Below are 15324 nucleotides of genomic sequence, written 5' to 3'. Positions count from 1 at the left end.
CGACGCGACGGGACCACGGCCTGAGCACCGGCACGCAAGTCGATGCAATTGCATGAGCATGGGGAATTCGTCACCCTGACGCGAGGTTGGACCGAGCATGAAGCGCATCGGATTCCTGTCTTTCGGGCACTACCAGGCCGTCCCCGGCTCGCGCGTCCGCACCGCGAAGGACGTCCTGCAGCAGACCATCGAGCTCGCCGTCGCGGCGGAGGAGATCGGCATCGACGGAGCGTATGTGCGCGTGCACCACTTCGCACGCCAGCTCGCGTCGCCGTTCCCGCTGCTCGCCGCCATCGGCGCCCGCACCTCGACCATCGAGATCGGCACCGGCGTCATCGACATGCGGTACGAGAACCCGCTGTACATGGCCGAGGAGGCGGCCGCGGCCGACCTGATCTCGGACGGCCGGCTGCAGCTCGGCGTCAGCCGGGGATCACCTGAGACGGCGCTCAACGGCTACGAGTCGTTCGGCTACCGCCCCTCGGAGGGCGAGACCGACGCCGACCTCGCACGCGATCACCTCGACGTCTTCCTCCAGGCGATCGATGGCGCCGGAGCGGCCGCCGCCAACCCGCAGATGACCGGATCGACCGGCTACCTGCCGATCCTGCCGCAGTCCGAAGGCCTCCGCGACCGCATCTGGTGGGGCGCCGGCAGCCGGGCCACGGGCGAGTGGACGGCGGCGCAGGGCCTGAACCTGCAGAGCTCGACCCTCCTGACGGAAGACACCGGGGTGCCGTTCGACCAGCTGCAGGCCGAGCAGATCGAGCTGTACCGCGCCGCATGGGCGCGGGCCGGCTGGGAGCGCGAGCCGCGCGTCTCGGTCTCGCGGAGCATCCTGCCGCTGATCGACGACGAGTCGCGGCACTACTTCGGGCTCCGCGCCCAGGCCGACAGTCAGGATCAGGTCGGGCATCTCGACGCGAACACCCTCGCGCGCTTCGGCCGCTCGTACATCGGCGAGCCCGAGCGGATCGTCGAGGAGCTCGCGAACGACGCGGCCGTCGCAGCCGCCGACACCGTGCTCGTGACGGTGCCGAACCAGCTCGGCGTGGAGTTCAACGCGCGCCTGCTCGAATCGGTGCACGCCATCGGGGCCGAGCTGGGGTGGTCGAAGGAGCCGCAGCTGCAGGCCTGAGGTGACGGCGCCGCCGGGCTGCGCGTGATGCGCGGTGCGGCGGCGACTGCGCGCGGCGGCGGCGCCGCAGTTCCTGCGCCCTAGACGGTCGCGACCTGCATCGCGCCGGCCGTCAGCTCGACCGAGACGAGGCGCTCGGCGATGTGCGGCGACTGGTGGGCGATCATGAGCTCGTCGGCCTGGGCCCCCGCGGCGAACTCGGTCAGGTAGTCGCGGACCTCGTCGGCGGTTCCGACGGCGGAGAAGCGCATCATGTTGGCGATCTGGCGGCCGTTCGGCGTCGTCAGGAAGATGTCGATCTGCTCGTCGGTGTACTCGGGCGACGAAGGCGTGCGCGAGATCATGCCGCGGACGCGGGTGCGGCGGGTGGCGTCGAACTGCGCCTGCGCCTCCTCGTGGGTGGCGGCAGCGACGACGTTGACGCCGGCGAGGACGTGCGGCTCGGCGAGCTGCGCCGACGGGGTGAACTCGCGGCGGTAGAACTCGACGGCGTCGTGCAGGAGGTCGGGAGCGAAGTGCGACGCGAACGCGTACGGAAGCCCGTAGGCGGCGGCGAGCTGAGCGCCGAACATCGAGGATCCGAGGATGTAGAGGGGAACGTTGGTGCCGGCACCGGGAGTCGCCTGGACTCCGGGCACGCGCGACTCGCCGCGGAGGTAGCCCTGCAGCTCGAGGACGTCCTGAGGGAACGACTCCGCGCTCATCGCGTCGCGGCGCATGGCGTGCATGGTCACCTGGTCGGAGCCCGGCGCGCGCCCCAGCCCGAGGTCGATGCGATCGGGGTAGAGCGTCGCGAGCGTGCCGAACTGCTCGGCGATGGTGAGCGGCGCGTGGTTAGGCAGCATGATGCCGCCGGCGCCGAGCCGGATCGTCGAGGTCTTGCCCGCGACGTGCCCGATCAGGACGCTCGTCGCACTCGACGCGATCGTCGCCATGTTGTGGTGCTCGGCGTACCAGACCCGGCCGTAGCCGTTCGCCTCGGCAGCCTGAGCCAGCGCCACGCTGTTCTCGAAGCTCTGCGCGATCGTCTCCCCGGGAGAGACGGGAGCGAGATCCAGGATCGAGAGGGTTGTAGTCATGAAGGAGCGAACGCAGGAACGGGCCCGCGTGTTCCCACCCCGCCTATCGCGCCGTGTACTCCCGTGCCAGCCACGCCCCTTCGGGGCGCGCGCTGCAGGCCGCCATCGACGCGCAGGTCTTGTAGTCCGACAGCGCGTACAGGAAGAACGCCGCCTCCTTCGCGGCGATCTGCTCGGCGGTCAGGTTGGCGGGGCGCTCGGCGATCGGGTACCCGAGGTAGCCGGTGAGCGACGGGCCGTCGTCGAGCCCCTCGTCGAGCCCCTCGTGGAGGCGCTCGGCGAGATACCCGGCGACGTGGTGATCGCTGTGGTCGCCGTCGCCGAAGTCGCCCTCGTGGTCGAGGGTCACGACCGCGGCCGGGGCGACCCGGTCGGCGATGGCGCGGAGGACGGCGTGCAGGCTGGCCAGCGAGTAGGTCGCCGTCCCGTCCACCGTCGAGATCGTGGCGATGCGCCCCTCCCAGAGCTTGCGGAGGCTCTGGCCGCCGCTCCTCTCGCCGCCGGAGCCCTCCACGCCGCCGTCGGGAAGCCGCATGAAGACGAGCGTCACGTCGGGCCGGGCCTCGAGCCGGGCGAGGGTCGCCGGCTGGTCGGAGAACGCCTCGGTCGTCTCGATCCAGCGGTCGTCGGTTCGGGCGAGGTGCGAGTAGGCGGCGCGGACGCCGGCCTCGCGGGCGCGCCAGTACCACTCGTCGTCGTCGTCGTCGCCGGCCGTCAGATAGACGGTCGTGACCGGGCGGCCCGCCGCGAGCTCGCCGGCGAGCCGGGTGAAGGCGAAGAGGAGGTCGTCGTCCTGGTGGGCGAGCACGAAGAGCGTTCCGTCGACGGCGGGCTCGGGTGCGACGGGGCCGACGGGCCGGGAGACGACGGTTCGGGCGAGGCGTGCGCGTTCCTGCGCCGCTCGGATCCGGGCGCGGACCCGGCGGACGCGTCGCCCGATCAGGAAGAGGATGCGGTTCATGGCCGGGCCGAGGCGTGCGTCTCGTAGATGCGGACGCCATCGCGGTCGTAGCTCAGCGTTCCCGAGGCGGCGACGGCCCTCTCCATCTCGTCGAGCTGCGCGCGGGCGAAGACGCCGGCGACGACAGCGGTGTGCTCCTGGTCGTCCGAGAACACCACCCAGGTGCGCGCGGTCTTCGGCTCCTGGTAGGCGCTCTCGAGCAGCTTCGCCGTGGAGAGCCTCTTCGGCGAGGCCGACTGGACGTCGGCGAAGGTGTTCGTCTGCAGGTACCTCAGGAGGTAGTCGGGATAGTGCGGACCGATCAGGACGGGGAACGTGTCGGTGACGCTGAGCTCGTAGTCGGAGGGCGCGAACCGCTTGTCGAGCCACTGCGCCGCCCTGACGTCGGACGCCGAGATTCGGAGGCTCGCCTCGGGCTGGAAGTAGGTGCCGACGAAGAGGACCAGCAGCGCGGACAGCGTGCTGATGAGACCGAGGGCGCTGACCCGACGGACGCGATGGCGGCCTTCGGAGCCGCCCCGGGTCCAGAACAGCCACGAGACGCCCATCGCGTAGAACGGCAGCCCGAACAGGAAGATGCGGAACTTGCCCTCCCCGCCGTAGGACTGGCCGAGCAGGGTGAAGACGGGGGCGATGGCCAGCCACGCGACGACGACCGTCGTGCGGACGTGGCCGTTCAGGATGCGTCGCGTGAAGCCGGCGAGCGCGAGCAGGACGGCGAATCCGGTCAGCAGGACGACGCCGTGGCTCTGGAGCGACGCCGCCTCGGAGACGCCGACGGACGACACCGATGCCTGCGAGATGTTGGCGCCCGGGTTGAACGACGAGAACAGGCCGAAGTGCTGGCTGACGTACGGGAGGTTCGGGAGCAGGTACAGGACCGGGAGCGCCACGAGCGCGATCGCGACCCAGAGGGGGCGGAGGTGGCCGAGCACGAAGAGGGGAACGAGCGCGAGGATCGCCACGTAGGGCGTGAGCTGATGGCTCGCGACGATGACGCCCTGGAGGCCGACGACGGCCACGATCGGGAGGATCCGGCCGCGTCCCGACCGCGTGACGCCGAGCACTTCGGTATTGATCGCGCGGCCGAGCCGGACGGCGGGCCGGGCCAGCTGGCGCTCGAACCACACCATCAGACGGCGCGGCTCGCTGCCGAGCGCCGACACCGCGACGAGCGCGGCCGTCAGGTACAGCATGAAGGCGAACGCCTGCGGCGAGTAGTAGTTCTGACCGACCCAGTTGCCCACCGTGAAGACGATCACGGAGGTCCAGGCCCAGCGGCGGTGCCGGGAGATCGTGCGGGCGATGGCGAGCACCAGTACGGCGTCGACCAGCGCGAAGAAGACCTCGGCCCAGGTCGCGTAGTGGGTCGCGTCGGGGATGCCGAGCGCGGAGCTCACCGTCGCGCTGAACGAGAAGAAGCCGGGCCAGCGGTTGTAGAGGTCGATCGACGGATCGACGCTGCCGTTGGCGACGATGTAGTTCGTCACGGCGATGTGCTTGTAGACCCACGGCAGGCGCGGGGCGTTCTCGACGAGGTTCGCCGAGCCGTAGAGGATCACGATGAGCAGAGCGAGGGCCGACGCCAGCAGCCCGTGGGCGCGCTTCGTAGTGAACAGCCCGACGAGTGCCACGACGAAAGCGATCACGACGGCGGCGTACCAGAAGACGGGGAACTCGACGAGCAGGCCGAACTGACCGAGGTCGGTGCTGTTCGTCAGGGTGAGCCCGACGATCCACAGGGCGGCGGCGACCACGAGCACGAGCCACGGGAGGGCCGAGATGCGGGCTACCGGGTCCCGGGGGGCCCAGCCGCCGGCCGCCCGCGCGACGGGGTCGGCCGACGGGCCGCGGACACCGACCGGGCGGCGCGCGATCAGGACGGCCGCGACGACCAGCACGAGCACGGTCGCCGCCCGCGCGTGCCAGACCTGAGTCCAGACCATCGCGAGTGACAGCAGCGTCAGGACGACGATGCTTCCTACCGCCGTGAAGACCAGCCGGGCGGCTGGCTCGATCGTGGGGAACCGGCGGAGGACCGTCCAGCCCGGAAGGATCAGCACGGCGATCAGGACCACGATCGACCGGACCGGACCAGGAGCGTCGACGACGACGAGGGTCGCCGCGATCAGTCCGTAGACAGCGAGGCCGATCTCGGCAGCGCGAAGCGTGAGTCGTGGACGGGCGACCGCGTCAGGACGAGCGTCGGCCGTGGTCATCGGGCCGTCACAGCGCGGTTCCCCCGCGGCACCCGGGAGGTGCGGGTGCGGCGATGCGACCGGTGCGCGAGAAGGACGTCGGACAGCTGGTCGACGTGCGGCTCGTAGGGGAACCGGCGCGCGACATGCGCGTGCACGGCAGCGCCGAGGCCGGGCTCGGACGTGCGCCAGGTCAGGAGCTCTGACAGGCGCCCGGCGAGATCGGCGGCGTCGCCGGGAACCACGAGCAGGCGCTCCATGCCGTCGGCGAGCACCTCGGCGCTGCCGCCGAGATCGGATGCGATGGCCGGAATTCCTGCGGACATCGCCTCGACGGTCGTGCGGCCGAACGACTCGGGCGCCCACGACGGGGCGACCACGACATCGGCGGCGTGCAGGATCGGCACGACGTCGACCTGATTGGGGACGTGCGCCACCGACCCCTCCGGGAACGACCGGAGCAGCTCGCCGATCTCGTCGTCGGCGGAGGCCGCGTCGCCGACGAAGACCAGCCGGGCTTCGGTCGGGTCGAGGTCGAGCGACCTCCAGGCCTGCAGGATCGTCAGCACGCCCTTGTCGCGCGAGATCCGCCCGAAGTACATCGCGACGCGGACGCCGTCGGGCAGGTCGAGCGCGGCACGCGCGGCGACCCGCTCGGCCTCGGTGGCGACGGGGTACCTGTCGAGCGGGACGGCGTTGTGCACGACCGTGATGCGGTCGGCCTGGATCCCGCGCGCCACCCACACGCTCTTGATGTACTCGGACACGGCCACGAACTCGGCGACGCCGGTCATGAGCTGCGACTGCAGGCGGTAGTTCGGGGCGTGGTGCAGGTGCACGACCAGGGGAACCCGCGCCAGGAGCGAGACCACCTGCGCCCAGATGATGTTCTCGGAGCGGTTCAGCCAGAGCACGTCGGGCCGGAGCCGCGCGACGCGGTAGGCGGAGCGCACGAACGAGGCGAGCCCCGGGAGCGCGCGGCTCGGCTCGAAGCGGACCGTCACGGGACCGCGCAGGTGCACGCCGAGGATCTCGAGGTCGGCGCGCTGGACGCCCGACTGGGTGTAGAGGAGGTCGACGTGGTGCCCGCGGGTGACGAGCGCGGTGGTGTCCTCGTAGACGCAGACCTCGATGCCGCCCACGGGCGCGAGCACATCGGTGGCCGTCACGATGCGGAGCGGCGGGACCGTCCGGTCGAAGCGGTCGGGGCCGAACCCCGAGGCCGTCTGAGTCTCGTCCACGCCGGTGCTCACGCGCGGGCCTCGGCCACGTTCTCGCGGCCGATGCGCAGCCAGGTGCGTCGGCTCCTCAGGTACGCGCCCGGACCCCCGGGGAAGCCCCGCAGCTCGGTCGAGACGAGCGATCGGGGGTAGCCGCCCGAGAGGTTCGCGGGATCCTGCGCCGCCTGATTCTCGTCGGTCTGCTCTGCGACCGCACCGCGGTGCAGCACGCGCCCGACGGCCCGCTTGGCGAAGCGGCCGGCCGCCGAGGGCACCTGCCAGCCGAGGCCGATGAGGTGGCGCGGGTCGTCGAGCACGAGCGAGGTCAGCATCGCCGTGAAGCCGAGCCCGTAGCCGTGCAGCTGCCTCTCGAGCTCGGGCAGCGTCTGGCGGTGGCGGTGGTGCACGACGGCCTGCGGCTCGAAGGCCAGGCGCCCGCCGGTCCAGAGGATCGACACGATGGTCGCGAGGTCCTCACCGCCGAGCGCCGGTGTGCCGGTGCCCAGGGCGGAGTCGAACCCGCGCACCCGAAGGAGCGCCGCGCGGCGGAAGGCCATGTTCGCGCCAGCACCGTACGCGCCCACGCCGTAGACCGGCAGCCGCTTGATCTCGGCCCCCGTCGGGTCGCTGACGGCGATCTTCGAACCGCGGACGGGCGCAGGAACATCCTTCGCCGCCTCGAGCACGACCGGCACGAAGGTGCGCTCCCCGGCGAACCCGCCGTAGTAGCCCTCGAACCAGATCTGCGCCGGGGTCTCCAGCTCGGCGGGCAGGATGAGCCCGGTCAGGGCGTCGATGCCGTCGGCGCGTGCGAAGCGCCGCCCGATCACGCGGAGCCAGTTCTCATCGACGCGGACGTCGTCGTCGGTGAAGGCGACAACCTCGCCGCGCGCGGCCTCGATCCCGGCGTTGCGGCCCGCGGAGACGCCGGGGCGCGACTCGCGGACGATGCGGACGGAGTCGTGGCCGGAGACGATGCCCGGGAGCGCGTCGTCGGCAGGAAGGGTCACTCGGTTGTCGACGACGATGAACTCGACGTCGGGGTAGTCGAGGCGGCTGAACGCTGCGAGGAGGACGGCGAGATCGTCGGGGCGCGCCACGACCGTCGAGACCACGACCGAGATGCTGGGCAGCCGCTCGTCGGGCACGTCGACGGCGTCAGCGGCGCGGTCGGGAATCTGCTGGGCGTAGAGAGAGGCCAGGGCGCGCGAGGCGTCGGCCGGGTCGTCGGTGAGCTCGATGTCGACGGCCCCGACGGGGACCGCACCGCGGTAGCCGACGACCATGGCGGTCGAGTAGCGGTAGTCGGCGACGAGATCGGGAACCGACCGGCCGAGGTCGATGGAGACGACGCGGCGAGGACCGGGGACCACGGTCTCGACGGGCTCGGTGCTGGTCATGTCGCGCCTTCCTCTGGTGGGACGCCGGTGTCGGGGTCGCGGCCGGTGTCGGGGTCGCGGCCGGTGTCGCGGCCGGGGTCGATGTCGAATCCCAGGAGCCGCGCGAGGTCGTCGGCGCCATCGGCCTCGCGGGGCTCCTCCCCAGTGTCCAGTGCCGGGGCGGCGGCCGTCACGTCCCCTTCCGGGGTGCGTTCGGCGACAGGTGGGGTGGTACGGGCAGCTGTCGAGGCGGCCGCTCGTCCTCCGACAGGACCGCTCCTCCTGTCGGGAACCGCGTGGTCGGGAACCTCGTCGTCGGGAATCGCGGTGACCGCCTCCTCGGGAACCGGATCGGATGCGCCTCGCCGTGCCGCCTGCAGACGGACCACGAACCAGGGGAAGCACGCGACCGCGAGCACGGCCCGGCCGAGGTTCCAGGCGAGCGTCTGTGGAAAGAGGATCGAGACGGCGGCGACCGCGATCGCTGCCGCGACCAGCATCACGAGGCGGATCGGAGCGCCGTGCCAGCGGTCGCGATCAGGAAGGAAGACGACCTGCAGGACGGCGAGGAGCGAGTACGAGGCCAGAGTCGCGACTGCCGCTCCGGAGATGCCCATCGCCGGTACGAGGAGCAGGTTCAGCACGATGTTCAGGACGGCGGCGACTCCCGTGATGATGCCGACGGTCTTGCCGCGGCGGCCGACGACGAGCAGGCGGCCGGAGGCCCCGGACGCCGCCACGGGGAACGCGGTGAGCGCGACGAGCAGGACGACGAGGGTCAGCCCCGCTGGGCGGAACGAGGCCGGCGCGAGGATGCGGAGGGCCAGCGGCGCGATCAGGGTCACCCCGAGAACGATCGGGACGAGGATGCCGTACAGCTCGTCGCGCGACTTCATGGCGAGCGAGTAGCGGGCCGCTTTGTCCTTGAGCGCGGCGAAGTGCGGCGTCCACGCGCCGTTCGTGAAGTTCAGCAGCAGGATCACGGCCGAGCCGATGACGTAGGCGACCTGGTAGCGGCCGACCTCCGTGGCGCCGAGCTCGCGCTGGATGATGATGCGGTCGCCCGCGTTCAGGACGAAGTAGGCGAGGCTGCCGAGGGCGAGCGGCACGCCGAGCGTGATGGCGCGGCGCGTGACCGCCCACTGCCTGAAGCCCTGCAGGGTCGGCCGCACGACAATGAGACCCAGGAACATGGCGACGAACTGGCAGATGACGCCGCCCCAGGCGTAGGTGGTGGCGTCGTTGTGCACGGTCAGGATCAGCACGAGTCCGACCACCGAGCCGCCGATGGCCGAGATGACGCTGACGACGGTGAACGGCTTCAAGCGGTCCTCGGCGACGAGGAGCGCCAGCATGACGGTGACGGCGGCCGACGGAGCCGTCCAGAGGATGACCGCGACGACGAGCAGCGGGAAGTCGCCGAATCCGAGCGGGCCCGACCAGAGAGGGATGGTGGCGAGCGCGATGGCCGTGACGGCGAACGAGATGACGACGCCGATCGTGACCAGGCCGCGGGGGCGCTTGCCGTCGCCGTCGTCGGCGCGCTCGAGCACGAGGGCCTCGTCGAGGCCGAGGAGTGCTGCGACGCTGAGCACCTGGTAGATCGCGAGAGCGCTCGACAGCGCGCCGAACTCGCTCGGACCCATCAGGTGGGTCAGGACGGGCGAGATGAGCGTCGAGACGACGAGCTGCAGCGACCAGACGACGACGTAGAGGAGTCCGCGACCGAAGAGCCTCGATCCGCCGTCGGCGGGCGCGGCGGCGGCCGGGCCCTCGACGGAGACGTCGGCAGCGGCGGCGGTCACGGGGTGCCGTCCTGAGCTGCGGGGGCTGCGGACCGGCCGGGAGTTCCTGCGCGCACGTGCTCGGCGTCGAGCGCGTCGAGCAGGGGCGTGCTCTCGGCGGTGGAGAACTTGCGGGCGAAGAAGTGAGGGAGCTCCTGCTGGGCGTCGGATCGTCGCGACAGCACGCGCTCGGCGTGCTCGTGGGTCAGCCACGGCGGGCTCTTGCGGCGCGTGCCGTCCCAGCCGATCCACCAGAGGGTCGCGCGGACGTGCTTCTGCTCCCAGTCGGGAACGAAGCGCTCGGTCATCAGGATGGAGGGAACGAACGTCTCGTCGGCGACCCAGCTGCGCTTCCAGAAGCCGACCAGCTCCGGATGCGCGTCGACGGCGTCGAGCACGGCCTGCGCGTGCTCGCGCGACAGGACTTTGAGCTGAGAGCCGCCGGCGAACGTGACGCCGTGCGGCAGTCGGCGCGGGATCGGCAGGCGGATCATGCGCTTGCGCCAGGCCCAGTGCCGGTAGCGCAGGCGGTCGAAGCCGCCGCTGGGGCCCCACTCCGGATGCGGCAGAGGGTCGATCAGAGCGAACGACGTACCGGCGTGCTCGCCGAGCAGCTCGGAGATCTCATCGCTCGAAGCCAGGGGGTAGTCGGTGCCGGTCAGCACGGCCACGTGGGTCGCGTCGGTCGTCGCGAGAGCTGCGCGATACCCCTGCAGCTCGGCCTCGACGTTCTCCCAGCGCGCCCAGCCGGTCTTGATCCGGGGCATCACGACCGCTCGCTCAGGAAGCCCGCGGGTCATCTCGGCGAACGCGTCGTCAGGAGTGCTCGGATCGCAGTGGAGGAAGACCGGGAACGGATCGAGTGCCCGCACGAGTCGCTGCACGTGCTGCGGATCCGTGTGAGCGAGGATCACGCACGCGAGAAGGGCGCGGCCGTCCTGCGCGCGGCCGTCCTGCACACGGGTGCTCTGCACACGGGAGTTCTGCACACGGGAGTTCTGGGCGTGCCGCATGGGCGGGTGGGTCCTGTCGTCGGGTCGGGTCCGAGTCGCGCGCTTCTCCGGCGCACAACGAGGCCACCGGCGGGAGCAGACCGGGTAGGTGGTCTGCTTCTCAGGTTGCCTCCACGCTATTTGATGCGTCTGAGGGCGACAAGATACGCGTTGGGGTGACAGACGAACCTGTCTGCTTTGTCCCCCGAGACGAGTGCTCTGATCGTGGGGGGCGCAGGAACTCGCCGCCCGCCGCCCGCGGGGGCGCCGCCTGTAGCCTGATCCCATGCCCGCGATCCTCACGATCCTCGACGACTACCAGTCGATCGCCCTCGATTCCGCCGACTGGAGCGAGGTGCGGGAGCACTTCGAGATCGACGTCGTGACAGAGCACATCGACGACGTCGATGCGCTCGTCGAGAGGCTCTCCGGCAGTCAGGTCGTCGTCGCCATGCGCGAGCGCACCGCCTTCCCCTCCGAGGTCTTCGAGCGGCTCCCCGAACTCAGGCACTTCGTCACGACCGGCATGGCCAACGCCTCCGTCGACACCGCCGCCGCGAAGGCGCGCGGCGTCGTCGTCACCGGCACGGAGGGGTCCGGTCGCGAGGTGGCCGAGCTCGTCATCGGCATGATGATCGCTCTCGCCCGCAACATCGTCGCGGAGGATGCCGCCCTCCACGCCGACGGCTGGCAGCACACCATCGGCACGCGCCTCGAAGGCAGGACGCTGGGACTGCTCGGCCTCGGCAAGCAGGCGCGATGGGTCGCAGAGCTCGCCCTCGCCTTCCGGATGCGCGTCGTCGCATGGAGCCCCTCGTTGACGCCGGAACGCGCCGCCGCCCACGGCGTGGCCGCCGTGTCGCGCGAGGAGCTGTTCGAGGGCTCCGACTTCCTCTCCGTCCACGTGCCGCTCACCGAGGCCACGCGAGGGATCATCGGCGCGGAGGAGCTCGCGACCATGAAGGAGACGGCCTTCCTGATCAACACGTCCCGCGGCCCGATCGTCGACTCGGAGGCCCTGATGATGGCGCTCATGGTCGACACCCTCGCCGGCGCCGCACTCGATGTCTACGACGTCGAGCCGCTCCCTCTGAAGGACCCCCTGCGCAAGCTGTCGAACGTCCTGCTCCTCCCCCACATCGGCTATGTCACACGCGAGGTCTACGACGTCTTCTACGGCCAGGCCGTCGAGAACGTGCTCGCGGTACTCTCCGGCACCCCGGTCCGGGAACTCTGATGGCGGGCTTCGCCTTTGCTCCTCCGCCCGTGCCGTCGGTGGCGATCTCAGGATCCGACGAGCGATTCCCCGTCCGGCGCATCCTCTGCGTGGGCCGCAACTACGCCGAGCACGCGCGCGAGATGGGCAGCGACCCCGACCGCGAGCCGCCGTTCTTCTTCGCCAAACCGGGCGACGCCGTGGTGCCCGCCTCAGGAACAGTGCCCTACCCCACTCTGACGTCCCGTCTGGAGTTCGAGGTCGAGCTCGTCGTCGCGATCGGAGTCGGCGGTTCGTCGATCGCCCCGGCCGACGCACTCGAGCACGTGTGGGGCTACGCGGTCGGGGTCGACCTCACGCGCCGCGACCGCCAGCAGGAGGCGAAGGACACCCGTCGCCCCTGGGACGTCGCGAAGGGCTTCGACGCGTCGGCTCCCCTGACGCCCCTCGTGCCGCGGGCATCGCTGATGCCGCGGGTGTCGCTCGACGCTGGCGCCCTCACTGCTGGCGCCCTCGACGCGGCGTCCGGGCGAATCTGGCTGGCCGTCGACGGAGTCGTCGCTCAGGACGGCGACCTCGCCGACCAGATCTGGCCTGTGGCCGACGTCATCGCGGCGGCGTCCCGCGCCTGGGAGCTCGCGCCCGGCGACCTGATCTTCACGGGGACGCCGTCGGGCGTGGGCCCGGTCGCGCCGGGGCAGACGCTGTCGGGCGGAATTCAGGAGATCGGGACCTTCGAGTTCGTGCTGGGTGCCGCGCCCGGCGCGTGAGGGTGCAGATCTCCTGACACGCGCACGGCTCGGCCCGGTCGGACCCGCCGGCGATCAGGAACGGATCGTGGTCGTGACGTCGACGAGGCTCGGGTCGCGCGGTGCCGAGCCGAAGCCGAAGCGCACGGGAGGGTCCAGGGGCGCGAGGGCCCCGAGTTCCTGCGCGTCGAACTCGGCCTCGACACTGGCGACCCGCCGGGCCAGCGTGACGCCGTAGTACTCGCGGCGGCCGCCGCCCGCGGTGCCGGCGGTCGCGGATCCGGGAAGCAGGAACTTCGCCACCGGGTTGATGAGCCGCAGCCACGCGGGGCGGGTGGCCACACTCCGCGGAACCGCCCTCAGGAGCCGTCCGAGCGGCGAGATGCCGCCGATCCCGAGCCGCAGCCGGAGCACGCCCGGGCCGGCCTCGACCAGGATCCCGCCGTCGACCTTCCGCCACTCGACCGGCAGGACGCGCACCTCGTCGAACTCGTAGGTCGCCGAGATGTAGTGCGCGACGTCCTCGCGGGGTGCGAGGAGGACCCGGTGGCCGCTCCCCGTCTCGACCATGACGTCGGCGAAGGAGCCCAGCGGCGACGTGTTCCAGAGCCCGACGACGAGCCGGGTTCCTGATTCGGTGCCGACGCCGGCGATGCGGCCCACGAAGCGGTCAGTGGTCATCCGTCAACCGTAGGCGTCCGCGACGGTTGTGGGTTTGTCTGCGTTCGTCTTGCTTTGTGCCCGAAACGCGCATACAGTCTCCTGAAACGCAGGACGCAGCTCCTGAAAAGCAGGCAGATCACGCCTGCGATACCAACGGCACGACGAGCAGGCGACGCGGAGGTCACCGGATGTACGCACTGGAGCGACACGACTCGATCACCGAGCTGCTGCGCGCCGAAGGCCGCGTCGTGGTGTCCGACCTCGCCGACCGGTTCGAGGTCACGACGGAGACCATCCGCAGGGACCTCGACGTGCTGGAGCAGGCCGGTCGGCTGCAGCGGGTGCACGGCGGGGCAGTTCCTGCGGGCCATTCGAGCGTCACCGAGCTCAGCCTCGCCGAGCGGCAGGAGCAGCAGACGCCCGGCAAGACGGCCATCGCGCGGGCCGCGGCTCGCCTCGTCCCCTCGACGTTCGTGGGGTCGGTCGCCCTCGACGCGGGCACCACGACCGCGGCGGTGGCTGCGGAGCTCGCGTCGTGGCGCCCGGCCGTGGATGGCGTGCTGCTCACCGTCATCACGAACTCCGTCCCGATCGCGGCGCTCCTGCAGCACAGCCCGCACATCGACCTCCGTCTGCTCGGCGGGCGGGTGCGCGGCCTGACCAGCGCCGCCGTCGGGAGCACCACCGTCGACCAGATCGCCGGGCTCCGTCCTGACATCGCGTTCATCGGCGTCAACGGCCTGAGCGCCGGGTTCGGGCTCTCGACCCCGGACGAGTTCGAGGCCGCCGTCAAGACCGCCTTCGTGCGCGCAGCCCGCCGCGCCGTGGCCGTCGCCGACGGCACCAAGCACGGCGCCGAGGCTCTCACGCGCTTCGCCCGCCTCGACGAGCTCGACACCGTCATCACCGACGTGGAGCCGCCCGCCGACCTGGCCGGCGCGCTTCGCGACGCCGAAGTGGAGGTCCTGGTCGCATGATCATCACTGTCACCCCGAACCCCTCGCTCGACCGCACCATCGAGCTGACCTCGCCGCTGGCCCGCGGCGCCGTGCAGCGCTCGGTGCGCACCACGGACGAGCCGGGCGGCAAGGGCGTCAACGTCTCGCGCGCTCTGGCGGCCTCAGGTGCCGACACCGTCGCCATCCTGCCCGGCGGGCTCGACGATCCGGTGCTCGTCGCGCTCCGCTCACGAGGCGTGGCCACCGTCAACCTGCCGATCGACGCGCGCCTCCGGTCGAACGTCACGATCACCGAGCCCGACGGCACCACCACGAAGATCAACGAGCCCGGCCCCGACCTCGGCGGCCACGCGATCGCGCTGGTCGACCTGATCGTCGAGCACGCGGTGAGCGCCGACTGGCTGGTCATCGCCGGATCTCTGCCCCCCGGGCTGCCCGCCGACTTCCTCGCCGGCGTCGTCCACGCCGTCCGCGTCGCGCACGGCGACTCGGCCCCGCGCATCGCGGTCGACTCGTCGGGCGAGCCGTTCCGCCAGCTCCTCGACTCAGGAGTCCCGGTCGACCTCGTCAAGCCCAACGCCGAGGAGCTCGCCGAGGTCGTCGGCGGCGATCCCGATGTCTACGAGACCGACCGCGACGCGGCCGTGGCCGGGGCGCACCTGCTCCGAGCCCGCGGTGTCGGCGCAGTCCTCCTGACTCTCGGCAGCGCGGGCGCGATCCTCGTCGACGACGACGGCGCCTGGTTCGCCGCGGCGCCCGTCATCGAGGCGCTCTCGACCGTCGGGGCCGGCGACTCGTCGCTCTCGGGCTACCTGCTGGCCGAGACGAGCGGAGCCTCGGCGCCCCGCCGCCTCGCCCAGGCCGTCGCCTCCGGAGCGGCGGCCGCGTCGCTGCCCGGCAGCGTCGTCCCCACCCTCGCGCAGACCCACCCCGAGGCCATCGACGTCGTGCCGTTGTCTCAGGCGCGCGCCGTTCAGGCCTGATCC

13 protein-coding genes are annotated in these 15324 nt (G+C 71.5%); 5 read left to right on the top strand and 8 right to left on the bottom strand.

What is annotated here, in order from left to right; genetic code table 11:
* Nucleotides 1-97: 97 nt before the first annotated feature.
* Entirely contained in the window at nt 98-1138 is a 1041-nt protein-coding gene (locus tag AC07TY_RS07390; RefSeq protein WP_494784876.1) for an LLM class flavin-dependent oxidoreductase, read from the top strand.
* 80 nt (nt 1139-1218) lie between these two features.
* On the opposite strand, the gene AC07TY_RS07385 is transcribed toward AC07TY_RS07390, so the two are convergent.
* The 7 genes from AC07TY_RS07385 to AC07TY_RS07355 are packed head-to-tail and all read right to left on the bottom strand — an operon-like array spanning nt 1219 to nt 10733.
* Entirely contained in the window at nt 1219-2217 is a 999-nt protein-coding gene (locus AC07TY_RS07385; RefSeq protein ID WP_123505374.1) for an LLM class flavin-dependent oxidoreductase, read from the bottom strand.
* Nucleotides 2218-2260: 43 nt separating this feature from the next.
* Nucleotides 2261-3178, bottom strand: a complete 918-nt coding sequence (locus tag AC07TY_RS07380) for a PIG-L family deacetylase (RefSeq protein WP_494784875.1) — start codon at nt 3176-3178, stop codon at nt 2261-2263.
* Nucleotides 3175-5397 (bottom strand): hypothetical protein, encoded by a 2223-nt coding sequence (locus tag AC07TY_RS07375; RefSeq protein ID WP_494784874.1) that lies wholly within the window; start codon nt 5395-5397, stop codon nt 3175-3177. Before AC07TY_RS07375 ends, AC07TY_RS07380 begins: the two co-directional genes overlap by 4 nt.
* Complete coding sequence (locus AC07TY_RS07370; RefSeq protein ID WP_494784873.1) at nt 5394-6629, bottom strand: glycosyltransferase family 4 protein; 1236 nt, start codon at nt 6627-6629, stop codon at nt 5394-5396. The genes AC07TY_RS07375 and AC07TY_RS07370 overlap by 4 nt, the downstream gene beginning before the upstream one ends.
* Nucleotides 6626-7996: a glycosyltransferase family 2 protein gene (locus AC07TY_RS07365; RefSeq protein ID WP_494784872.1), complete on the bottom strand. Its 1371-nt coding sequence runs from the start codon at nt 7994-7996 to the stop codon at nt 6626-6628. Before AC07TY_RS07365 ends, AC07TY_RS07370 begins: the two co-directional genes overlap by 4 nt.
* Nucleotides 7993-9780: a lipopolysaccharide biosynthesis protein gene (locus AC07TY_RS07360; RefSeq protein WP_494784871.1), complete on the bottom strand. Its 1788-nt coding sequence runs from the start codon at nt 9778-9780 to the stop codon at nt 7993-7995. Before AC07TY_RS07360 ends, AC07TY_RS07365 begins: the two co-directional genes overlap by 4 nt.
* Entirely contained in the window at nt 9777-10733 is a 957-nt protein-coding gene (locus tag AC07TY_RS07355) for a beta-1,6-N-acetylglucosaminyltransferase (RefSeq protein ID WP_494784870.1), read from the bottom strand. Before AC07TY_RS07355 ends, AC07TY_RS07360 begins: the two co-directional genes overlap by 4 nt.
* Before the next feature lie 304 nt (nt 10734-11037).
* Here AC07TY_RS07355 and AC07TY_RS07350 point away from each other — a divergent pair, with 304 nt between their 5' ends.
* Together AC07TY_RS07350 and AC07TY_RS07345 are read left to right on the top strand one after the other, a co-directional pair.
* Nucleotides 11038-11988, top strand: coding sequence for a D-2-hydroxyacid dehydrogenase family protein (locus AC07TY_RS07350; protein ID WP_494784869.1), 951 nt, complete (start codon nt 11038-11040; stop codon nt 11986-11988).
* Nucleotides 11988-12737 (top strand): fumarylacetoacetate hydrolase family protein, encoded by a 750-nt coding sequence (locus AC07TY_RS07345; RefSeq protein ID WP_494784868.1) that lies wholly within the window; start codon nt 11988-11990, stop codon nt 12735-12737. Before AC07TY_RS07350 ends, AC07TY_RS07345 begins: the two co-directional genes overlap by 1 nt.
* Nucleotides 12738-12791: 54 nt before the next feature.
* Here AC07TY_RS07345 and AC07TY_RS07340 read toward each other — a convergent pair whose 3' ends face one another.
* Nucleotides 12792-13397, bottom strand: coding sequence for a hypothetical protein (locus tag AC07TY_RS07340; RefSeq protein ID WP_123505383.1), 606 nt, complete (start codon nt 13395-13397; stop codon nt 12792-12794).
* 170 nt (nt 13398-13567) lie between these two features.
* Here AC07TY_RS07340 and AC07TY_RS07335 point away from each other — a divergent pair, with 170 nt between their 5' ends.
* Both AC07TY_RS07335 and AC07TY_RS07330 read left to right on the top strand, forming a co-directional pair.
* Complete coding sequence (locus AC07TY_RS07335) at nt 13568-14356, top strand: DeoR/GlpR family DNA-binding transcription regulator (RefSeq protein WP_494784867.1); 789 nt, start codon at nt 13568-13570, stop codon at nt 14354-14356.
* On the top strand, nt 14353-15321 hold the full coding sequence (locus AC07TY_RS07330) for a 1-phosphofructokinase family hexose kinase (protein WP_488624618.1): 969 nt from the start codon (nt 14353-14355) through the stop codon (nt 15319-15321). Before AC07TY_RS07335 ends, AC07TY_RS07330 begins: the two co-directional genes overlap by 4 nt.
* Nucleotides 15322-15324 lie beyond the last annotated feature (3 nt).

This window comes from Frondihabitans sp. GW821-FHT04F02, assembly GCF_059420045.1.
This window is presented reverse-complemented; position numbering and strand designations above follow the sequence as displayed.